Genomic DNA, 21,912 nt, shown 5'->3' with positions numbered 1-21,912 from the left:
GAATCCGTATTTGAAATCAGGCATCTGTATATTCCAAACAAACATTTGTGAATGTTTAGAAATGGATTCCCACCTACGCGGGAATGGCGGAAGTTGACAGGCTTCGTTTTGCCGATATGCCGTCAACGCCAATCCAAACACAGTCTTTGGTTCAGGCCGTCTGAAAAAACGTTGCTTTCAGGTTTTCAGACGGCCTGCATCAAGTTACATACTGAAATTGACAGTACCAGTAAATGCCGTCCATCCGTTGGGGCTGTAATTACCGTTTCTGGCACAGCGTTCGGCTGCCGCTCTCAAAGAACGCGAACTCATTCCGCTGCCGCCTACGGCTCTGGCACTCGTTACTGCTCCGCTCGGGTTCACCATTACCTGAACCCTGACGGAACCTTCTTCTCCGTTTTCTTCGGCAGCGGGCGGATACGCGCAACTCATCGAACCGAAAACCTTGCGGTTCGGATTACTGGCACTGCTGCCTTTACCGCTACCACCGCCCGAACCGCTGCCGTCTCCTTCGCCTTTGTCTCCGCGACGGCCGCCCGTACCCTTGCCTTCACCCTCTCCGCGGCCTTCACCCGCACCTTTGCTGCCGCCGCCCCTGCCTTCTCCGTCGGCGGCCGCATTGCCCTTGCCGCGTTCCGCACCGCCGCCACCACTGCCCGAAGCATTGGGTGTCGTGCCGCCTCCGGAACGCTTATATTCTCCCACGCTCGCACCGCCTGCCGCAGGCTTGGCTGCGGGTTTTTCAGCCGGCCTTTCTGCGGGCGCAGGTTTTTCGGCAGGCTGTTCAACTGGTTTTTCAACCGGCTTCGGCTGTTCCGCCGGTTTTGGCGGTTCGACGGTTTTTTGTGGTTCAACGGGTTTCGGCTGCTCCACAGGTTTCGGTTGTTCAACCGGCTTGGGCGGTTCCACAGGCTTCGCTTTTTCAGGCTCCTGACGGATGTCGGCATCGGCCTTTTTGGTAATCACAGGCTTGATTTCGGGCCGGGGCTGTTCCGCAGATTTGGGCTGCGGCTTCGGCTGTTCGGGCTTAGGTTGAGGTTGCGGCTGTTCAGGTTGCGCGGGCAAGGGCTGTGGTTTTTGGGGCTGTGGTTTCTCCGCCGCAGGCGGGGGCGCAGGTTCGCCCGCTCCGGCCTCTCCCGCACCTTCCGCCCTGCCGTCGCCGCCGCCGAAATCGCCTAAATCCACCATCTCAATGGTGATTTCCTCCAGCTTGGGCTGCACATGCATACGCCACAGTAAAATGCCCAGCCCGATGTGCACAAGCGTTACTGCGGCGTAAATGGCCGTATTGAAATTTCGTTCTTTATTCATAGTCTTACCATCTTAATGCCAATTATTCCTGTTTGCAACTTTTTTACCATAAGTGGTCGGAATTCCAAACCAAACGGTAAATTCGGGTTCAAATCCGGAAAATCGGGAAAACGGCATTCAAAGCATGGATACAGGCATCCGGCAGCCGGAATGGGTTGATGCGGAAAATCGGAATATTGCGGGCTTCTGATAGGCATTATCGGATAAAGTTCCGCAAAAAATCCGGCTCCCGAAAGAAGCCGGATGATTTCTGCAAAATAAAATCAAAACAGCATTTTGATTTTAATCAGATTATCTGCGAAACCGTTTTTGACGACGGTTTCATATTTTTACACTTTTAGGCAACCCGAAAAACGGCGGAAAACTACCGCACCACCAATTCTATTTTCGGCTGATAGAGCAAATCGTAAGTCCGTTTGTTGACCAAATCGGCCAACGTGAACGCGTCGAGATGGTTAAAAAATGCCTTCATGCCGCCGCGCACGACACCCATCAGACGGCATCCGGGTGTAATCAGACAGGCATTGTCGGGCCGCATACACTCGACCAACGGCACAGGCTCAAGATGGCGCACCACCGCACCGATGTTAATCTGTTCCGCCGGACGGGCAAGTTTCAACCCGCCGCCCTTACCGCGCACGCTGTTGAGAAAACCGCCCGCCACAAGCGCGGCCACCACCTTCATCAGGTGGCTTTTGGAGATGCCGTAGGTTTCGGCAATGGTGCTGATATTGGCCAACGCATCATCGTTGACGGCGGTGTAAATCAAGACGCGCAGGCCGTAGTCGGTATGCTGGGTAAGGTACATCGCAGCCCCTTCTGTTTATATATAAACGTTATCCGGATGACGTGTGCTTTTTCTTTTCAGCATAAAAGTGTTATGTAGTGCGTTTGACTTTATGCAGCCCGAAGTTTCATAATATATGAAAGTTAACGATTTTTCCAGCCGTACCGCCATGAAACCGCTCAAACGCCACCCCGCCCTAATCGGGCTTTCGCGCGAACACCATCATGCGCTGTCGCTGTGCGTGCGCGTATTGCGGACGCCGTCTGAAAACCACCGCAGCGACATCGAAGCGCAGTTTCCCGAACTGCTGAGCCATTTCGACGAAGAAGAACGGCAGTTCGCACCTTATTGGCACCATATCGGGGCGGCGCTGAAAACCCGTTTCGACCACGATCACGCCAAACTGCGCGCGATGATTGCCGCGCCCGAGTTCGACAGCGAAGATTGGAACAAAGACTTCGCCACCACCTTGCGCGATCATGCGCGGTTTGAAGAGCGGGAACTGTTTCCCGAAATCGAACCCTTCCTGCCGCCCGAGGCCGTCTGAAAATATGGTAACGGCAATTTATCCTGAAATTCCGTCGCTGAACCAACGGACGATTTACCTGCCGCGATGGGCGGATTTCCGTTTTGCACGAAAATCCGGCAGGCCGTCTGATTTTCAGGACGGATATTTCAAACTGGCATTTCTCGGTTCAGACGGCCTGCCTGCCGCCGCAATCACACCCGAATGCCGTGCAGCCTATCTTTATGCAATCCGTTATGAATCGGACATCCAAACAGCGGTTTTGCACAGCCTGCTGACGGAAACGTATCCGGCTTACCGGCAGGTTTATCGGGAAACCGCACCCGAATTGATGGCAACGGTTGTTCCCGAAATTTCCAATCCCGACGATTTGAAGCCTCTACTTTCTTTGGCGGCGGTGCATCTGCATTCGACAGGCCGAAACGGGCTGGCATACTGCGGTTACGAATTCCGTTGCAGTTGGGATGAAGAACACCATTTCGGCATCCTGATGTCGGGTTGCGAAATCGTGGACATCGGCGGAGCGGATGTCGCCATGATGCCTGCCGAATGTCTGCCTTAGTTTTTCAGACGGCCTGTGATTGCAGCAATGCCGTTACAGGCCGTCTGAAAAACACCTGCCGTAGCGGATGATTGAACCGGCGGCAATTTTCGGCAAACAACGGTTGCGGCCCGAACAATTACGGGCATCACAACCAAGCACCCGCTTGGGCGGGAATGACGGCGGCGGAAACCAAGATGCCGATTTTCACGTTTCTCCGCTTAAGACAAAATTCTCCAACTTCCACCATGTCTGTGCAGATGGGAATAACGAAAAACCAAGTATCCGCACAATATCCAAACACGGCCCATGATAAACACGGCAGTCCCACAACCAACCAAAGGAACATCCGCATGAATACTCTGTTCAAACACCCCGTTTGGGCGATGGCTTTCCGCCCGTTTTATTCGCTGGCCGCACTCTACGGCGCATTGTCTATCCTGCTGTGGGGGTTCGGCTATCAGGGTACGGCGGAACTGCCCGGATTTTACTGGCATGCGCATGAAATGATTTGGGGCTATGCGGGGGCGGTGGTCGTCGGCTTTTTGCTGACCGCCGTGGCCACTTGGACCAACCAGCCGCCCACGCGCGGCGGTGCATTGGCGGGTTTGGTTGCGCTGTGGCTCATTGCGCGGGCGGCGGCTTTCCTGCCGAACGGCGCAACCGTCGGCGGTATCACGGGCACGCTGTTTTTCTGGTACGGCGCGGTGTGCATGGCCCTGCCCGTTTTCCGCACCAAAAATTCGCGCAACTACATCGCCGTGTTTGCGCTTTTCGTATTCGGCGGTACCCATGCCGTGTTCCATCTCAACTTGATGCCGCTCGATCCCGCCGCCATGCTCGACGGCCTGACGGCCGGACTGATGATGGTGGCGGGATTTATCGGTTTGGTGGGGATGCGCATCATGCCGTTTTTTACCGCAAAACGGCTCGCCATCCCGCAAGTCCAAAGCCCGATGTGGGTGATGCTGTCCGCACTCGTGCTGCCCATGGCCGCCGCCATGCTGACCGCCCACCGGCTGCTGCCTTCGCTCGCCGGCCTGCTCGCCCTGGCCGCCGGCATCATCAATTTGGTGCAGGTATTCCGCTGGTGGCATAAAGGCGTAGCGAAAGAACCGATGCTGTGGATTCTGTTTGCCGGCTATTTCTTTACCGCACTGGGGCTGATTGCCGTCGGACTGCAACCGTGGTTTTCCCGCCTTTTCAATCTCGGCGTGCATTTAATCGGCGTCGGCGGCATCGGCCTGTTGACCGTCGGCATGATGGCGCGCACCGCGCTCGGACACACCGGCCACCCGATTTATCCTGCACCCAAACCCATTCCGTTGGCGTTTTGGCTGATGGTGGCCGCCACCTTCGTCCGCGCCGTGTCCACTTTTCTTTCCGGCACGGGGCATACCCACAGCGTCCGCACGTCCGCCGTCCTGTTCGCCGCCTCGCTGCTGCTGTATGCCTGGCGTTACATACCGTGGCTGCTAACGCCCCGTGCCGACGGCAAAGCAGGTTAAACAAAACGCTGCCTCCGTTCCACACCGTCCAAACCACAGGCAAAACATCAGGCCGTCTGAAAACTTTTTCAGACGGCCTTACCTTTCCATAAACCGCCCGCATTGCGGTACAATGCCGACTTTATTTTACACACCCGCCGAAACATTATGAAAGCCTCACAATTCTTCATCTCCACCCTCAAAGAAGCGCCCGCCGAAGCCTCGCTGCCCAGCCATCAGCTCATGATCCGCGCGGGTTTGATCAAAGCCAACGCCTCCGGTCTGTACACTTGGATGCCGATGGGTTTGCGCGTATTGCGCAAAGTGGAGAACGTGGTGCGCGAAGAAATGAACCGCGCGGGCGCAATTGAATTGCTGATGCCTGTGGTCCAGCCCGCCGAATTGTGGCAGGAAAGCGGCCGCTGGGAGTTTTACGGCAAAGAGCTGCTGCGCATCAAAGACCGTAAAGACGCGGATTTCTGCATGGGGCCGACCTGCGAAGAAGTCATCACCGACATCGTGCGCAAGGAAATCACCAGCTATAAACAGCTACCGAAAAATTTCTACCACATCCAAACCAAATTCCGCGACGAAGTGCGCCCCCGTTTCGGCGTGATGCGCGCGCGCGAATTCGTGATGAAGGATGCCTACTCGTTCCACGCCGATTTCGCTTCGCTGGAACAGACTTATCAGGATATGTACGATGCCTACTGCCGCGTGTTCGACCGCCTCGGTCTCAACTACCGCCCCGTCGCCGCCGACACCGGCAGCATCGGCGGCACCGGTTCGCATGAATTCCAAGTTTTGGCCGACAGCGGCGAAGACGTGATTGCGTACAGCGACGCTTCCGATTACGCTGCCAATGTGGAACTGGCACAAACCCTGCCGCAAACGGGCGAACGCGCCGCCGCGCAGGAAACGCTCGCCAAAGTGCACACGCCCAATGTAAAAACCATCGCCGCACTGGTGGAATTCCTGAACATTCCGATTGAAAAAACGCTCAAATCCATCGTCGTCGAAGGCGCGGAAGAAGGCGAACTCGTGCTGCTGCTGTTGCGCGGCGACCACGAGTTCAACGACATCAAAGCCGAAAAACTGGCCGCCGTGAAATCCCCGCTCACCATGGCCTCGCCCGCAGCCGTTCAGACGGCCTTCGGCGCCGACGGCGGCTCGCTCGGCCCCGTCGGTTTCAAAGGCAAAGTCTATGCCGACTACGCCTGCGAAAAACTCGCCGACACCGTGATCGGCGCAAACGAAAACGACTGGCACTACACCGGCTTCAACTTCGGCCGCGATGCCGCCGAACCCGAATTCGTCGATCTGCGCAACGTCGTCGAAGGCGACCCCAGCCCCTGCGGACAAGGCCGTCTGAAACTCGCGCGCGGCATCGAAGTCGGCCACGTGTTCCAGCTTCGCGACAAATATTCCAAAGCCCTGAACGCCACGTTTTTGGACAACAACGGCAAAGCGCAGATCATGGAAATGGGCTGCTACGGCATCGGCATCACCCGCATCGTGGCCGCTGCCATCGAACAAAACCACGACGACCGCGGTATCATCTGGACAAACGCCATGGCACCGTTTGCCGCCGTTATCGTACCGATGAACTACAAAAAATCCGAAGCCGTAAAGGAGGCCGCCGACCAAATCTACGCCGACCTGCTGGCTGCAGGCGTGGACGTGCTGCTCGACGACCGCGACGAACGCGCCGGCGTGCTGCTCAACGACAGCGAACTCTTGGGCATCCCCCACCGCATCGTCATCGGCGACCGTGGTCTGAAAGAAGGCACGGTGGAATACGCCCGCCGCACCGATGCCGAAGCGCAAAGCGTTTCCGTAGCGGAAGTCGCTGCCAAAGTAGTTGCCGCTCTGAAAGGTTGAATAGCCGTTTGACTTTAATGACAAACACAGGCCGTCTGAAAAAGGCCGTCTGAAAACAAACGCCGTGCAGTTTCTGCACAGCCGGAAGTTTTCAGACGGCCTGATTTGTTATCGCATCCGTTTCCCGATAAAATCCCCCCACCCTAAAACCGCCACAGGAAAAAACGTGCAGCCGCTTGAATATTGCCGACTCAAAGCCGCCGAAAGCAAATCCAGTTTTTTGGCCGGATTCCGTTTTCTGCCGCCGCAAAAGCGGGATGCGATGACGGTTTTATATGCCTACTGCCGCGAACTGGACGATGCGGTGGACGGCTGCTCCAATCCCGAAGTCGCTGCGGCTGCGCTGGCATGGTGGCGGCTGGATTTGGCCAAGGTTTTTACTGACGGCGCAACGCCCGAACATCCGGCCAACCAAGCGATGAAAACCATTGCCCGGAATTTTTCCTTTCCGGTAAACGAGTTGGAAGAAATCATCAACGGCATGCAGATGGATTTGGAACAGTCCCGCTACGGTACTTTTGCCGATTTGCAGCTTTACTGTTACCGTGTGGCCGGTGTCGTCGGCCGGCTTATTGCCCGCATACTGGGTTTTTCCGACCCGCAAACTTTGGAATATGCCGACAAACTCGGCCTTGCATTGCAACTGACCAACATCATCCGTGATGTCGGCGAAGATGCCCGCAACGGCCGCATCTATCTGCCTGTCGAAGAGTTGCAACGCTTCAATGTACCCGCCCAAAGCGTATTGCGGTACACCCCCACGCCCGAGTTTTCCGAACTGATGCAGTTCCAAATCCGACGCGCCCGCGAGATTTACCGCGAAGCCGCCGCACTTCTTCCCGCTGCCGACAGAAAACCGCAAAAAGCGGGCTTGGTGATGGCCGCGATTTACTATGCCCTGCTGAACGAAATCGACCGCGACGGCGCACAAAACGTGTTGAAATACAAAATCGCCATCCCTTCTTCCCGCAAAAAACGGATTGCGTTGAAAACATGGCTGCTCGGTTTCAAGCCTTAGACAAAAACATTTCGACTTCCAGCACAAAGGCCGTCTGAAAATATTTTCAGACGGCCTTTGCTTTTTTCGGATAAAAAAAACCATTCATACCAAGGGAGAAGTATGAATGGCCAATACATTGCGGGAAAACGTCTTACTTGCTGCACCGCCCAAAAGGGATAAAAGAGCGGTGTTCATCAGCAGGGTCTATTCTAACCGCTTAAGTTTTAAATGCCGTTAAGCTGTGCAATGATTTGAATGTTTAGAGCAAAGCATTTAAAGCCTAAAATTATCCGAATATGATTTTTCATTTCCTCAGACGGCCTGTCTGCATTATTTTATGCTGAAAGCTATTCAGAAAATCATCATATTCCATATAAAATTGCGCCCACAAGAAAATGCTTATTGGTTATTTCTAATCCATTTCAACCACAAGTCAAACAGTTCCGGTTGCAGCGCGGCAACAACAGAACGCTTGAAAACGTGTTTGCCACTCCAAAATTCATCGCCTTCAAGCGTGGCCAGCATGCCGCCGGCTTCTTCGAAAATCAGAGCACCTGCGGCGTAGTCCCACAATTTTTGGCCGCCGTGCACATAAATATCGTAACGGCCGCTGGCAAGATAACACCAGTCAAGCGTGCTGCTGCCCATGCTGCGGATGGTTCCGAACGGTGCCAGCGTGTTCAGACGGCTGGAAAGTTTTCCGGAACGCAGATATTTGATTTCCACCCCCGCAACGGCTTCATGCAGTTTTTTCGGCACACTGCGCAACGGCAGCGGACGGCCGTTGAGAAACGCGCCCTTTCCCCGTTCGGCATAAAAACATTCTCCGCTGACAGGATTGTAAACCACACCCAACAGCGGCCGTCCCTGCCTGACCAGAGCCACCGACACGGCGAAGTGCGGCAATCCGTTGACAAAATTGTTGGTTCCGTCAATGGGATCGACAATCCACAGCCCGCGCGCACCACGCCGCCACAAATCTTCCTGTTCGCGCGGCGTCATTTCTTCGCCCAGCATCGGGCTGTCGTGCAACAGCGGCAATGCCGCCGCAAACGCATCTTGGGCGGCCAAATCCGCTTCCGACAAAAGAGAACCGTCGCTTTTCCGTTCAGACGGCGTATTCAGAAAACGCGGCATCACTTCTTCGGCGGCTATCTTGCGCACCACTTCCAACAATCGGTCTAACACTTTTTCTACCTATTGCAAAACTCAATCCCATGCGTTCCGCAGCTTGCCATTTTGCCGCACACATGCCGATAATACGGCATATATTATACGTCAAGCCCCGAAATAAAGAGATGTCCCGATTCTACGTTTCCGCCGAGTTGGCCGAAGGCGGCCAAACCGAACTGCCCGACAATGTCGTGCGACACCTGAATGTACTGCGGCTGCGCAGCGGCGAAGAAATCGTCCTATTCAACGGCAACGGCAACGCCTATCCCGCCCGTTTGGACATACTTGAAAAACGCCGCGCCACCGCCACAGTATTGCGCGAAGAGGCCGTCTGCAACGAATCCCCGCTCGACATCACGCTCATACAGGCCGTTTCCTCGGGAGAGCGAATGGATTTTACCCTGCAAAAAAGCGTGGAACTGGGCGTAAACCGCATCCAACCCGTCATCAGCAGCCGCAGTATCGTCCGTCTGACAGGGGAACGCGCCGACAAACGCATCTCCCGCTGGCAGGAAATCGTCATCTCTGCGTGCGAACAGAGTGGGCGCAACGTGATTCCCGAAGTACTGCCGCTGTTGTCCTATTCCGACGCACTCGCCACTCTACCCGACAACCGCACCAAACTACTGATGAGCCTCAACCGTCCCCAAACACTCACCCGAATCCAACCGCTTTCAGACGGCATCATCTTCATGGTCGGCCCCGAAGGCGGATGGACGGCGGCAGAAGAAACACAGGCATTTGATGCGGGTTTTCAAGCCGTTACACTGGGAAAACGCATCCTGCGCACCGAAACCGCAAGCCTTGCCGCCATCGCAGCCATGCAGACACTGTGGGGAGATTTTGGTTAGAATGCAACGGCTGCGGCAAGACAGATGCGTTCAGACGGCCTGTTCAGAAAAAAGACCGTACATCCGCCGGCCTGCACAAAACTATTCCATACGTATATAATTTAAAGCAAAACTACCTACCGCACTTAATTGCGGACACATTACACCACAGGTATCTTCATGAAAAACAGCATATTCCTTATTCCGCTGCTGTTCCTGCTCGGCGGCTGCGGCATTTTGTCGGAAAAATTCGAAAATCTGGCCGACAAACTTTCCATCCCCTCGAAACGGGCGGGCAAAAAACAGGGCTACACCATGCACCTGATTCTTGCGCCCAAAGGCCAGAAAGACGGCAAATTCAGCGGCAAAGCCAGCAACGGCCGCACCTTCAAAACCGTAGTCAAAAACGGCATCTACGACCGTTATTTCGACGTTTACAACGCCGACGGTTCGCTGCACTCCCATACCCCCCTGAAAAACGGCGTCGCACAAGGCTGGGCAACCATCCATACCAAACAAGGCAAAATGCGCGTGCTCTATCAAAAAGGGACATCGGTACGGCGGGTTTTCTACGACAAAAAAGGCAGAAAAGTAAAAGAGTTACATCCTTAAAAACACCTTCTTTGAAACCATTCTACGATGTACGGCCGCCATACCCAGGCCGTCTGAAAAACCATATACCGCCAATTGCAGTCATCCTGTCGGTTGTAAAATAAACATCGGAATCAAAATATCCTGCGATATCCGTCCCTGCGACAGCCATATCTTTTCAGAAAACAACTGCCGACACCGCTTGCCCTGCATGCCTAAAACCGCTATAATCCGCTGTTTTCCAACCTTGCTTTCCGTTTCCGCATGACGGAAAGCTGTTTTCAAACCGTAAGGAGATAACATGCGTCATTACGAGATCGTGTTTATCGTTCATCCTGACCAAAGCGAGCAAGTGCCGGCCATGATCGAACGTTACAAAACCATGATTACCGAAGCCAAAGGCACCATCCACCGTCTGGAAGACTGGGGACGCCGCCAACTGGCCTACCCCATCAACAAAATCCACAAAGCACACTATGTTTTGATGAACATCGAAACCACCCCCGAAGTGGTTGAAGAGCTGGAAACCGCTTTCCGCTTCAACGATGCGGTATTACGCCACCTGACCATCAAAACCAAACACGCCGTTACCGAAGCATCCCCGATGCTTGGCGGCGAAAAAGCAAAAAACCTGCTCGACGGATCGGCTCCCGCTGAAGAAACCGTTGAAGCCTAACCACCCGAACCGTTGAACAACCTTCTCGTCCTTACCGCCCGAATCGCCAAATGCGGCACCTTGAGATACACTCCCGCAGGTATACCCATATTGGACTTGCTACTCAAACACGAATCATGGCAGCAGGAAAACGGCCAGCAATGTCTGGTAACGTTTGAAATATCGGCAAGGATACTCGGCAAAGACGCTGAAGCGTGGCAGTTCCGGCAAGACGAAGCGGTCGAAGTAACGGGTTTTCTGGCCCAAAGAAACCACCGCTTCCCCCATCCGGTACTGCGGATACAGAATATTCAAGAATATAAAGGTTAACCATCATGGCCCGTCAATCATTCAAACGCAGAAAATTCTGCCGTTTTACGGCTGAAAAAATCCAAGAAGTGGATTACAAACAAGTTGATTTGCTGAAAGATTTCATCTCTGAAAACGGCAAAATCATTCCCGCCCGCATCACCGGCACCAAAGCGCACTACCAACGCCAACTGGCCGTTGCCGTGAAACGTGCGCGTTTCCTTGCCCTGCTGCCTTACACCGACCAACACAAGTAATTCACGGAGATTAGTGAAATGCAAATTATCCTGTTAGAAAAAATCGGCGGCTTGGGCAATTTGGGCGACATCGTAACCGTGAAAAACGGCTACGCCCGTAACTTCCTGATTCCCAGCGGCAAAGCCAAACGCGCCACCGAAGCCAACAAAGCCGAATTCGAAGCACGCCGTGCCGAACTGGAAGCCAAACAGGCTGAAATTGTTGCCGATGCAACCGCCCGTAAAGAAAAACTCGACGGTCAAACCGTTACCATCGCGCAAAAAGCCGGTGTTGACGGCCGCCTGTTCGGTTCCGTTACCAATGCCGACATCGCTGCTGCAATAGTTGCTTCAGGCGTAGAAGCCGTTAAAGCCAATGTACGCCTGCCTGACGGCCCGCTCAAAGCCGTCGGCGAATACGAAGTCGAAGTGGCTTTGCACACCGATGCCGTAGCGAAAATTACCGTAGCCGTGGTAGCTGCTGTCGAATAATACGGTTTTATCCGCACCCGAAGGCCGTCTGAGAATTTCAGGCGGCCTTTTAGTTTGGCCGTGTTTGGATATAGTGTTGATGCTTACATAACTAAAAGGCCGTCTGAATTTTCATCGTTCCTCATGTTCATGCAGGTAAGAGTCCGGCTGTAATATTTACAAGTACGTATTAAAAATCTAAAGATACCGGATTTCAGACATGAGTTCCTGCCTACACAGAAATGATGAAAATTGGCGAAATCCGTCTTACCTGTACTGCCTGCACAATCTCCAAATACAGCCTTCATTACCAGCCGGTTTTTTTATGACAAAAATCCAATTTGTCATAAACCTTTAAGGGACAAAGGAATACGGAAAGACGGGTTGTTTTCCGTCCTGTTTTTCCGCTGTTTTCACCCCTGTCAACCGCCTTTCCAGAAAAATTTTCCACCGCTTTGATTTCCCTTAGAATTTTCCGCCAACTGCTAACCCTAAACTTAAAAAATAATAAATCATTGATTTTATTAAATAAAAATTGACTATTTTTCAGGCAGTTTAATGGCAGGTTTGTTGCTAAAGGTTTTTTTCAGTTTATTAAAGGCTTATACACAAAGTTATCCACAGAGTTTGTGCATAGATTTTTATGCGTTTTGCAACACGGTTTCAGACGGCCTGAATACGGCCTTTTTCTGCTATCATGCCGTCTGAAAAAGACGAAAGAAAAACCATGAACGCCCCCGTTTTAATTTCCCAATCCAAACTCTTCAACGGCACCCAGGCGCGTTACCGTCATGATTCGGAAAGCTGCCGTACCGAAATGGTTTTTTCCGTGTATCTGCCGCCGCAAACTGCACTCGGTTACCGCGTCCCCGTTCTGTACTGGCTATCAGGCATCGCTTCCGATGACGAAAATTTCACACTTAAAGTAGGCGCGCAGCGTTTTGCCGCACAATGGGGTATCGCGCTGGTCATGCCCGATACTTCTCCGCGCGGTGCAAACGTTCCCGATTCGGAAGACGAGTTTCTCGGACAGGGTGCGGGGTTCTATGTCAACGCCACCGAAAATCCGTGGGCGGAACACTACCGCATGTACGACTACATCGTGCACGAACTGCCCGCCTTGATCGAAGCGCATTTTCCCGTTACCGATTTGCGCAGCATCGGCGGTCACAGCATGGGCGGCCACGGCGCATTGGCAATCGCGCTGAAAAATCCCGGCCGCTATGCCGCCGTTTCCGCCTTCGCTCCGCTCTGCCGTCCGACTGCCGATGCTCGCGTCCGAGCTTCACTGGCTGCCTATTTGGGCAACCGTCCCGATGTTTTGGCGCAGTACGACAGCACGGAGCTGGTCAAAACCGCTGCGCACAAACTGCCCGTACTGATAGACCAAGGCAGCGCCGACCCGCTTTATCCCGACACCCTGCAACCAGAAGCGTTTGTTGCCGCCGCCCGCGCCGCCGGTTTCAACATCCAATACCGCCTGCGCGACGGCTATGACCACGGCTACCATTTCCTTGCCAGCTTTATCGACGTACACATCGAATTCCACGCCGATGCCTTAGGGCTGTAACGTCCGCACACAGGCCGTCTGAAAACCGCCGGATACTTTTCAGACGGCCCATTCCGACCATCCGGCCCCATTCCGATTTTCAGACGGCCTTACCATGCTCAGCTACCGCCACGCCTACCATGCCGGCAACCATGCCGATATGCTCAAACATTTCGTACTCTGTCTCACGCTCGCCTATTTCAACCGCAAAGACAAACCCTATTGGTATATCGATACCCACAGCGGTGCGGGGCTTTACGACCTGAACGGCAGCGAAGCACAAAAAATCGGCGAATACCGCCAAGGTTGGCAGCGGCTGCAACAAGCGGAAAACCTGCCTGCCGAACTGGCTGCATTCAGAGGCCGTCTGAAAAACATCCTTCCCGCCGACCATCTTTACTGCGGTTCCCCGTGGCTGGCTCAAGCCATGACCCGCGACAACGACAAACTGCGCCTGTTCGAGCTGCACCCCGCCGACTTCCAACACCTGCAAAACAACATGGCCGAAGCCGGATTGAAACGGCGCGGCACGGTCAGCCAAAGCGACGGCTGGCAAAGCCTGACCGCCCTGCTCCCGCCGCCGACCCGCCGCGCCGTCGTCCTGATCGACCCGCCCTACGAAGAAAAACAGGATTACCGCCGCACCGCCGATGCGCTGAAAAACGCCTTGAAACGCTTCGCCCAAGGCTGTTACCTGATTTGGTATCCCTGCCTGAGCCGCGAAGAAAGCCACACCCTGCCCGACACCCTGAAAAAGCTGTCGCCGCAAAACTACCTGCATGCCGAACTCCACGTCCGCAGCCCCCGCGCCGACGGCTTCGGCATGCACGGCAGCGGAATGTTCATCGCCAACCCGCCCTATCTGTTGGCGGAACAGTTGCAGCAAAACCTGCCGTCCCTGACCGGCCTGCTGGCACAGGACGGCGGCGCGCGGTTTGTATTGGACGTTCAGACGGCCTGACGGTTTTTCCAACCGCACCGCAACGGCGTAACGAAACACTGCCGCGATTCCCATTCGCATGGAAACAACGGCAGCAACGATTCTGTGTCTGCACAGCGTTTTCCCGAATGTTACTTTTCGCCCGCCTACCACCAGTAAGACGGATAACGCCGTCCTTGACCGAAATTGTTGTAAACCAGCGCCACCGATACCAAAATCAACGAACCGAACAACGTAGGTGTGAACAGAAAATCCCAACCGGCACCTGCCAAAGCCACAATCAAAGGATTCGACCCCGCAGGCGGGTGCGCCGTACGGGTGACCAGCATCAAAGCAACCGCCGTCCCCACTGCCAAAGCCATGCTCCACCATTCCGCACCGAACACCGTGAAAAACGCCAAGCCCGTTGCCGTAGCGATAAAATGACCACCGACCACATTGCGCGGTTGGGCAAACGGGCTTTGCGGATAAGCAAACACCAACAGGCAGCTTGCCCCGAACGATCCTAAAATAAGCATCTGATGCAAAGAAAAATGCGCATACGAAAATGCCGCCGTTGCCAGCACCGCACCAAACCAAGCAAAAGCAATACTTTTCCACGGCAAGCGTGCGGGACAACTTTCATACGGCTGAAACAGCTTACGGTTTGAATTCATCAATCGTCTCCTATAAAGTAAACCGAACGGTGTACTTTTATACTACACCGTTCGGTATATTCACACAAGGAAATCCGATGGATACACGACAAAAAATCATTGAAACCGCCTACCAAACCTTTTACCGGCAAGGCTTCCATGCCTGCGGCGTGGAACTGCTGGCCCAACAGGCCGGCGTAACCAAACGTACCCTGTACGCCCATTTCGGCAGCAAAGACGGGCTGATTGCCGCGGTAATGGACTACCGCCATCACGACTTCATCAACAAAATGCAGGCCGCACTTTCCCGCCGGCCCGAAGAAAAAACCGCGGAAGCCTATTTGGATTTCATCGCCGCCTGGACGCAGGAAAACGGCTTCTGCGGCTGCCTGTTTCTCAACGCCTGCGCCGAATTTTCCGCAACCGACAGCGAACCCAACCGTACCGCCGCCGCGCACAAACGCGAAATCCGCCGCATTTTGTACGAACGCATGCAGCACGCAGGCACAGCAGGTGCCGCCGCGCAAGCCGACCGCACCTTCCTGCTCGGGGAAGGCATGATAGCCGCCGCACAAGCCGGACAGAGGGATTTGACCAGTGTGTTTCAATCAAGCTGAGCAAACCAAACAGGCCGTCTGAAAAACATTTCAGACGGCCTGACTACCGAAAGTCGTGCGGCTGTTTCAGACGGCCTGTACCCGAAAGGCCGTAGTGTGATCTGTCGTTGACAATACCGGTAAGACGGATTTCCCCAAACTTCCGTCATTTCCGCGCAGGTGGGAATCCATCTTTAATATTCACAACTGCTTGTTTAAACCAAGATACCGGTTTTCAAACATGGATTCCTGCCGTGCGGGCATGACGGGAATCAGAGAAACCGATCTCGCCGGTTATTCATCAACATAATATTCTAAACACGGCCTTTTATTTTTAATACGCACTCGTGAATATCAAGAATGCATCCCTGCCTATGCAGGAGTGGCGCAAGTAAGTATCGACGCAATATCCAAATTCTGCATATCCAAGCCAGACTCCTGCTTTAACCTGTTCTCCGAACGCTGGAACGGACATCACGAAGTCCGCATCAATATCCAAACAACCCGCAAAAAAAGCGGCGGTACCCGAGTACCGCCGTTAAGCTGCTTCTCTGCTTTTCCATTTGCGTGGAAACCGTTGTTTTCCGCCGTTATTTTGCGCAGCGGAAACCTAAATTGTTGAGCACGTATTTCGCCTGCAGGCTGGTGCGGATGCCGTAGCGCATGAATGCGGCGTAGTTGCCCGGGTCGGTGGAACCGGTGGATGCGCCGCTGCAAAACATGTTTTGACCACTGCTGCCCGAAGCAAGCAGGCTGCTGTTGAAATCTTCCGTCCATTCCCAAATCATGCCGTGCATGTCGTGAACGCCCCAATAATTGGCTTTGCCCTGGCCTACGTTTCGCAGGCCTTTTTTGCGGCCGTCGGCGTACCAGTCGAGAATCGTGCGGTTATAGCCCGGTTCGGATGTACCGTTGGCTTTGGTAGCGGATGCCTGCCCGGCAAATTCCCATTCGTCGATGGTAGGCAGACGTTTGCCTTGCGCGGCGCAATAGGCATGGGCGGCAAACCATGAAACATTAGTTACGGGCTGTTTCAACTCGCCTGCTTTGGGGGCAACCGTACCGTCGTTCTGCACCCAATGGCGCAGATAGCCCGGTTCGGCCTGTTTCGACGACACTTTACCGCGCTGCCATTGCGGATTGGCCTTGACGAATGCGGCGAATTCGCCGTTGGTTACAGGCAATTTGTCGAGACGGTAGGGCTTCACCGTAATCATCGGGGTTTCTTTTTTCAGGTACAGCGGGCGGTAGCTGCCGCCTTTGACCGCTGCCATTTCCGCCGCAGCCGATACGCTGCCAGAGGCGGCCAGAGAGAAAACGAGAAACAGGATTTTGGTATTCATGGTTGTGCCCCTTTGCTGGGTTCGGGTGTTTTCAGACGGCCTGATGCCGTCTGAAAAGGCCGGATACGGACGGTTCGTACTCATCAGGCGGAACGGTTTCGCGGAACACCGGCTGCGGCTTTACTCCGCCGCCCGTTCTTTAGCCACTTCAGCCGCCGTTACTTCGCCGCCGGAATTGCCGAAATGGTTGTAAACATAGCTCAAAACGGCAGCAGCTTCTTCGTCGCTAATCGGCGTGGCGGGCATAATGCTGTCGTATTCTTTGCCGTTTACCGTGATTTTGCCCCTGATGCCTTGAGCAACGGCGCGTATGGCGGCGGATTTGTCGTTGAGATAATCCGATTTCGCCAAAGGCGGGATGGACGGCGTGATACCGTGGCCGTCCGCTCCGTGGCAGGCCTTGCAGTTGGCGTCGTACACTTTTTTGCCTGCCTGATATTTGGCGTCAACCTGCGGCTCTGCAGCAGATGCCGCAGCGGGCGCGACAGTCTGTGCAGCGGATGCGGGAACGGCACTCTGCCGCTCTCCTCCACCGCATGCGGCCAGCACAAGCAGAATCAGGGCAAAAGCATATCGTTTCATGGCGGTGTTCCTAAAGGTTTTTGTTTTTGAAATATGCTTTGATGGTTCCGGTACGCTGCAAACCGTTTTCAGACGGCCTCAAACCGTTTTGCACAACGTTCCGGAAAATAACCGAACCGTTTTGAAAAACAGCCTGAACAAATCGGAAACCTGCAATACACCGAGCTTTGCCCGCCGGTTTAACCGTTTCCGCAACATCGGGCGGAGCCGGAAACTCCGGCCCGATGCTGTCTCAAACAAATCAATAGCCTTGCGGTTTCGCACCGGATGCGGGCGATGCCGCAGCGGGAGAAGCCGCCGCAGGAGCAGCAGGCGCTGCACCCGAAGCCGCGCCGCCGGCAGGCTGGTATGCGGTGTCGCTCAATTGTCCGGAGAAGATTTCTTTGTTTTCCGGACCTTCCACAACCAGCTGTCCGAGCGCGCCTTTGTTGAACGCACGGAAAATGGAGTGATCGACCAGCGTGAAGCTGCCCGGAACATCCAGTTTGAAATCAACCATCGCCGCACCGCCTGCGGGAATCAGCGTGCTCTGAACGTTTTTGTTAATCAAATCGCCGCCTTCGACACGGACTTCGTCGAAGATTTCACCGATAACGTGGAACGAAGACACCAGGTTCGGGCCGCCGTTACCCACATACATACGCACTTTTTCGCCGACTTTGGCTTTCAGGGCGTTATCGCCCGCAATCGCACCGACATGGCCGTTGAAGACAACGTAATCGGGCTGCTCTTTAACCGCTTTGTCCAAATCGAAGTCCTGCAAACCGGCTTCGCCGTATTTGCCTTTGGTGTAGAAATCGCCCTGTACGATGTAGAACTCTTTGTCCACTTTCGGCAAACCTTCTTTCGGTTCGACCAACAGCAGGCCGTACATACCGTTGGCGATGTGCATGCCTACGGGCGCGGTGGCGCAGTGGTAGATATACAGGCCGGGTTGCAGTGCTTTAAAGCTGAACTTGGTGGTGCGGCCGGGTGCGGTAAACGATGCCGCCGCACCGCCGCCCGGGCCGGTGGCCGCATGGAAATCGACATTGTGCGGCACGGTGGACGACGGATGGTTGGAGAATTCCACTTCCACGGTGTCGCCTTCGCGCACGCGAATCATCTGGCCGGGAACATCGCCGCCGAACGTCCAGTATTTGTAGTCCACACCGTCGGCCATCTTCATGACTTTTTCAATCACTTCCATTTTCACAACCACTTTGGCCGGCGTTTTACGGTCGATCGGCGGCGGAACCATCGGCGCTTTGGTCATCACGGCATCCACCACAGGCAGTTCGCCCGCTGGGGTTTCGGCCTCCGCTTTCTGTTCGGGAGCGGCGGAAGTTGCGGCGGCTTGGGACGCATCGGCAGGTTTCTGCGCACCCTGCTGTCCGCAGGCAGCCAAAACAAACACTGAAGCAATGATTGCGGCTAAGGTATGGCGTTTCATGATTTGTTTCCTTTGCTTTACGGTTTATTTAACACTGACTGTACAACTGTGAAACTGTCTGTAGTTTTGCCGTATTATGTCTAGGACCGTTACAAACCGTTTTGACTTACGTCAATTAGTGCATCAAATCTGAATCTAAATTATCCGAATCCTGCCTTATCCATCCCCTATCCGACAGAATCCCCTGACAAATCCCGTTTCCAACACCCTTCCCAACCATCGGAAAGCAAGACCGTCTGAAACCGTCAATCCCTAAATTTTCAACAAAGTTTTACCTATATCAAACAATCCTGTTTTTTCAGACGGCCTACTCTCTTGTTCTAACAAACGCTGTGCTACAATTTTTTAACATTCATATTTAGTGAATTTAAACATCCAAAACCAAAACCACCAAGGAGCACAAAATGGGACAGTATAAAAAGCTGTGGCTGCTGCTGATTGCAGTACTGACCATTACCTTCACCATCCTCGGCTACATGGGCAACGAGGTGTACAAACAGGCGCCGCCCTATCCTGAAAAAGTCGTTTCCGCTTCAGGGCAAACCGTGATGACCAAAGCCGATATTCTGGCCGGACAGTCCGCATGGCAGACCACGGGCGGTATGGAAGTCGGTTCGATTTTCGGCCACGGCGCATACCAGGCCCCCGACTGGACGGCCGACTGGCTGCACCGCGAACTGGTTGCATGGCTCGATATTGCCGCACAAGCCGAACACGGTAAAAAATTCGCCGAACTGAACGGCGAACAGCAGGCCGTACTCAAAGCCCGTGCAGCCCACGAATACCGCGAGCAGAGCCGTATCAAAGAAGACGGCACGGTGGTTTTGAGCGATACGCGCGTCAAAGCCATCGAACAGGTTGCCCCGTATTACATCACGCTCTACGGCAACGACCCGTCGATGATTGCCACCCGCGAACACTTCGCCATGAAGAACAACACCCTTCCTAGCGAAGAAGCGCGCAAAAAACTGACCAATTTCTACTTCTGGACGGCATGGGCATCCTCCGCCAACCGCCCGAGCGAAACCTTTACCTACACCAACAACTGGCCGCACGAACCTTTAATCAACAATGTGCCGACCACCGAAAACTATGTATGGTCGATTGCCAGCGTGGTGCTGCTCTTGGCCGGCATCGGCTTGCTGATGTGGGGCTACGCCTTCCTGAGCAAACACGAAGAAGTGTCTGCGCCGTCTGAAGACCCGCTCGGCAAAATCCAGCTTACGCCGTCGCAAAAAGCATTGGGAAAATATGTTTTTCTGACCGCCGCGCTGTTTGTCGCACAGGTCTTGCTCGGCGGCCTGACCGCACACTACACCGTTGAAGGCCAGCAGTTCTACGGCATCAATATTTCCGACTGGTTTCCCTACGCACTCGTGCGCACGTGGCACATCCAGTCCGCCATCTTCTGGATTGCCACCGGCTTCCTGACCGCCGGCCTGTTTCTCGCGCCCATCGTCAACGGCGGCAAAGACCCGAAATTCCAGCGCTCAGGCGTAAACTTCCTGTATATCGCCCTGTTTATCGTGGTACTCGGTTCCTACGGCGGCAACTTCCTCGCCTTAAGCCACGCCATCCCGCCCGAACTGAATTTCTGGTTCGGACACCAAGGCTACGAATATCTCGACCTCGGCCGCTTCTGGCAAATTCTGCTGTTCGTCGGCCTGGTATTGTGGCTCTTCCTGATGGTTCGCTGCACCATCGGCGCGTTTAAAGAAAAAAATACCGACAAAAACCTGCTCGCCATTTTCGTCGCCTCCATGGCAGGCGTCGGCCTCTTCTACGCTCCCGGCCTGTTTTACGGCGAACACTCGCCCATCACCGTGATGGAATACTGGCGCTGGTGGGTGGTGCACCTGTGGGTGGAAGGTTTCTTCGAAGTATTCGCCACCGCCGCATTCGCCTTTATTTTCTACAACTTAGGCTTCCTGCGCCGCAGCACCGCCACCGCAGGCACACTCGCTTCAGCGTCCATCTTCATGCTCGGCGGCGTGCCCGGCACCCTGCACCACCTCTACTTTGCCGGCACCACCTCCGCATCCATGGCCATCGGCGCCTGCTTCTCCGCACTCGAAGTCGTGCCGCTGATTCTGCTCGGCCGCGAAGCCTACGAACACTGGTCGTACCAAAACCTGACCCCGTGGGCCAAACGCCTGCGCTGGCCGCTGATGTGCTTCGTTGCCGTCGCCTTCTGGAACATGATCGGCGCGGGCGTATTCGGCTTCATGATCAACCCGCCGATTTCGCTCTTCTACATCCAAGGGCTGAACACCACCGCCGTCCACGCCCACTCTGCCCTTTTCGGCGTTTACGGCTTCCTCGCCCTCGGTTTCATTTTCCTGGTGGCCGCCTACCTGCGTCCCGACATGGAATTTGACGAAAAACTCATGACCCGCGGCTTCTGGCTGCTCAACGGCGGTCTCGTCGGCATGATTGTTACCAGCCTGCTGCCCGTCGGCGGCATCCAGGCCTGGGCGGCCGTAACCCACGGCCTGTGGTACGCCCGCAGCGAAGAGTTCATGCAGATGGAACTGCTCGACACCCTGCGCTGGATACGCACCGTTTCCGACCTCGTCTTCATCGGCGGCGCATTCTGCTTCGCATGGCAGGCCACCAAAATGGTCTTTGCCAAACACAGAACCTGAAAAACCGTTGCGGGTTAAAACATAGGTAAAACATAACGTTGGAAACAAAGCAGGCCGTCTGAAAAACTTTCAGACGGCCTTTATTCAAACGGCGTCGATACCGCCCTGCCCGTTCCGTTCGCCAGCCATACGGCAAACCAAAACACCGATCGCCAACAAGCCGACGCAGCGGCATTTTCCCCGTCACCGTTTCCGTCCCTCCGTTTCAGTCATGCCGCCGCTTCCGGAAATTCAGACGGCCTTGACGATGCCACAGCACTTCAGTCCCGCCGTTTCAGCCAAACCGTGATTTACCCTGCCATCCCCGTCACTCCTGCGCAGGCGGGAATCCAGCCAACGGTTATGTTCCCTTGAATATCAGTAAGTTAACATCCACAGCTTCTTAAAACTCA

23 protein-coding genes are annotated in these 21,912 nt (G+C 54.5%); 15 read left to right on the top strand and 8 right to left on the bottom strand.

Annotated elements, in window-relative coordinates; all coding sequences use genetic code 11:
- Positions 1-204: 204 nt before the first annotated feature.
- The gene (locus tag ACEYDX_RS06815; RefSeq protein WP_373741266.1) at positions 205-1,311 is read right to left on the bottom strand and encodes a TonB family protein; all 1,107 of its coding nucleotides are present in this window, start codon (positions 1,309-1,311) and stop codon (positions 205-207) included.
- A 364-nt stretch (positions 1,312-1,675) separates the two neighbouring features.
- Entirely contained in the window at positions 1,676-2,119 is a 444-nt protein-coding gene (locus ACEYDX_RS06810) for an Rrf2 family transcriptional regulator (protein WP_373741265.1), read from the bottom strand.
- Between the two features lie 148 nt (positions 2,120-2,267).
- Between ACEYDX_RS06810 and ACEYDX_RS06805 the strand changes: the two genes are divergently transcribed.
- The 5 genes from ACEYDX_RS06805 to hpnD all read left to right on the top strand — a co-directional run bounded on the left by ACEYDX_RS06805 (position 2,268) and on the right by hpnD (position 7,551).
- A complete protein-coding gene (locus ACEYDX_RS06805) occupies positions 2,268-2,645 on the top strand; it encodes a hemerythrin domain-containing protein (protein WP_373741279.1) in 378 nt (125 codons plus the stop codon).
- A gap of 4 nt (positions 2,646-2,649) precedes the next feature.
- Positions 2,650-3,186: a hypothetical protein gene (locus tag ACEYDX_RS06800; RefSeq protein ID WP_373741264.1), complete on the top strand. Its 537-nt coding sequence runs from the start codon at positions 2,650-2,652 to the stop codon at positions 3,184-3,186.
- 332 nt (positions 3,187-3,518) lie between these two features.
- Positions 3,519-4,673, top strand: a complete 1,155-nt coding sequence (locus ACEYDX_RS06795; protein WP_373741263.1) for an NnrS family protein — start codon at positions 3,519-3,521, stop codon at positions 4,671-4,673.
- Between the two features lie 147 nt (positions 4,674-4,820).
- Positions 4,821-6,533 carry a proline--tRNA ligase gene (locus ACEYDX_RS06790; protein ID WP_373741262.1) on the top strand — a complete coding sequence of 571 codons (1,713 nt, stop codon included), beginning with the start codon at positions 4,821-4,823 and terminating at the stop codon, positions 6,531-6,533.
- A gap of 166 nt (positions 6,534-6,699) precedes the next feature.
- On the top strand, positions 6,700-7,551 hold the full coding sequence (gene hpnD, locus ACEYDX_RS06785; protein ID WP_373741261.1) for a presqualene diphosphate synthase HpnD: 852 nt from the start codon (positions 6,700-6,702) through the stop codon (positions 7,549-7,551).
- A 381-nt stretch (positions 7,552-7,932) separates the two neighbouring features.
- Here hpnD and ACEYDX_RS06780 read toward each other — a convergent pair whose 3' ends face one another.
- Positions 7,933-8,721: an inositol monophosphatase gene (locus ACEYDX_RS06780; protein ID WP_373741260.1), complete on the bottom strand. Its 789-nt coding sequence runs from the start codon at positions 8,719-8,721 to the stop codon at positions 7,933-7,935.
- A gap of 110 nt (positions 8,722-8,831) precedes the next feature.
- Between ACEYDX_RS06780 and ACEYDX_RS06775 the strand changes: the two genes are divergently transcribed.
- Positions 8,832-9,557 (top strand): 16S rRNA (uracil(1498)-N(3))-methyltransferase, encoded by a 726-nt coding sequence (locus ACEYDX_RS06775; protein WP_373741259.1) that lies wholly within the window; start codon positions 8,832-8,834, stop codon positions 9,555-9,557.
- 159 nt (positions 9,558-9,716) lie between these two features.
- Positions 9,717-10,148, top strand: coding sequence for a hypothetical protein (locus tag ACEYDX_RS06770; RefSeq protein ID WP_373741258.1), 432 nt, complete (start codon positions 9,717-9,719; stop codon positions 10,146-10,148).
- 81 nt (positions 10,149-10,229) lie between these two features.
- Here the strand turns inward: ACEYDX_RS06770 and ACEYDX_RS06765 are convergent, their stop codons facing one another.
- Positions 10,230-10,430, bottom strand: a complete 201-nt coding sequence (locus ACEYDX_RS06765; protein ID WP_373741257.1) for a hypothetical protein — start codon at positions 10,428-10,430, stop codon at positions 10,230-10,232.
- On the opposite strand from ACEYDX_RS06765, the gene rpsF reads away from it, so the two are divergent.
- From rpsF to ACEYDX_RS06735, 6 genes are all read left to right on the top strand, one after another.
- Positions 10,429-10,803: a 30S ribosomal protein S6 gene (gene rpsF, locus ACEYDX_RS06760; RefSeq protein WP_373741256.1), complete on the top strand. Its 375-nt coding sequence runs from the start codon at positions 10,429-10,431 to the stop codon at positions 10,801-10,803. The two genes, ACEYDX_RS06765 and rpsF, sit on opposite strands and share 2 nt — an antisense overlap.
- Positions 10,804-10,815: 12 nt before the next feature.
- Positions 10,816-11,112, top strand: a complete 297-nt coding sequence (gene priB / locus ACEYDX_RS06755) for a primosomal replication protein N (protein WP_373741255.1) — start codon at positions 10,816-10,818, stop codon at positions 11,110-11,112.
- A gap of 5 nt (positions 11,113-11,117) precedes the next feature.
- Positions 11,118-11,348: a 30S ribosomal protein S18 gene (rpsR, locus tag ACEYDX_RS06750; protein ID WP_054599043.1), complete on the top strand. Its 231-nt coding sequence runs from the start codon at positions 11,118-11,120 to the stop codon at positions 11,346-11,348.
- Positions 11,349-11,366: 18 nt separating this feature from the next.
- Positions 11,367-11,819: a 50S ribosomal protein L9 gene (gene rplI, locus ACEYDX_RS06745; protein WP_373741254.1), complete on the top strand. Its 453-nt coding sequence runs from the start codon at positions 11,367-11,369 to the stop codon at positions 11,817-11,819.
- A 706-nt stretch (positions 11,820-12,525) separates the two neighbouring features.
- Positions 12,526-13,368 carry an S-formylglutathione hydrolase gene (gene fghA, locus ACEYDX_RS06740; protein ID WP_373741253.1) on the top strand — a complete coding sequence of 281 codons (843 nt, stop codon included), beginning with the start codon at positions 12,526-12,528 and terminating at the stop codon, positions 13,366-13,368.
- Positions 13,369-13,462: 94 nt separating this feature from the next.
- Complete coding sequence (locus ACEYDX_RS06735) at positions 13,463-14,308, top strand: 23S rRNA (adenine(2030)-N(6))-methyltransferase RlmJ (protein WP_373741252.1); 846 nt, start codon at positions 13,463-13,465, stop codon at positions 14,306-14,308.
- Between the two features lie 125 nt (positions 14,309-14,433).
- Here the strand turns inward: ACEYDX_RS06735 and ACEYDX_RS06730 are convergent, their stop codons facing one another.
- Positions 14,434-14,943, bottom strand: coding sequence for an HPP family protein (locus tag ACEYDX_RS06730; RefSeq protein WP_373741251.1), 510 nt, complete (start codon positions 14,941-14,943; stop codon positions 14,434-14,436).
- Positions 14,944-15,020: 77 nt separating this feature from the next.
- On the opposite strand from ACEYDX_RS06730, the gene ACEYDX_RS06725 reads away from it, so the two are divergent.
- A complete protein-coding gene (locus ACEYDX_RS06725) occupies positions 15,021-15,539 on the top strand; it encodes a TetR/AcrR family transcriptional regulator (RefSeq protein ID WP_373741250.1) in 519 nt (172 codons plus the stop codon).
- Between the two features lie 569 nt (positions 15,540-16,108).
- Here the strand turns inward: ACEYDX_RS06725 and ACEYDX_RS06720 are convergent.
- The 3 genes from ACEYDX_RS06720 to nirK all read right to left on the bottom strand — a co-directional run bounded on the left by ACEYDX_RS06720 (position 16,109) and on the right by nirK (position 18,875).
- Positions 16,109-16,861, bottom strand: a complete 753-nt coding sequence (locus ACEYDX_RS06720; RefSeq protein ID WP_373741278.1) for a formylglycine-generating enzyme family protein — start codon at positions 16,859-16,861, stop codon at positions 16,109-16,111.
- A gap of 120 nt (positions 16,862-16,981) precedes the next feature.
- Entirely contained in the window at positions 16,982-17,443 is a 462-nt protein-coding gene (locus ACEYDX_RS06715; protein ID WP_373741249.1) for a c-type cytochrome, read from the bottom strand.
- Between the two features lie 241 nt (positions 17,444-17,684).
- Complete coding sequence (gene nirK / locus ACEYDX_RS06710) at positions 17,685-18,875, bottom strand: copper-containing nitrite reductase (protein WP_373741248.1); 1,191 nt, start codon at positions 18,873-18,875, stop codon at positions 17,685-17,687.
- 404 nt (positions 18,876-19,279) lie between these two features.
- On the opposite strand from nirK, the gene ACEYDX_RS06705 reads away from it, so the two are divergent.
- Positions 19,280-21,520: a nitric-oxide reductase large subunit gene (locus ACEYDX_RS06705; RefSeq protein WP_373741247.1), complete on the top strand. Its 2,241-nt coding sequence runs from the start codon at positions 19,280-19,282 to the stop codon at positions 21,518-21,520.
- Positions 21,521-21,912 lie beyond the last annotated feature (392 nt).

It is taken from the genome of Neisseria sp. (genome assembly GCF_041804105.1).
Taxonomy (GTDB): Bacteria; Pseudomonadota; Gammaproteobacteria; order Burkholderiales; family Neisseriaceae; genus Neisseria.
Note: the sequence above shows the minus strand (reverse complement) of the source record. Positions and strands in the feature narration are given on the sequence as shown.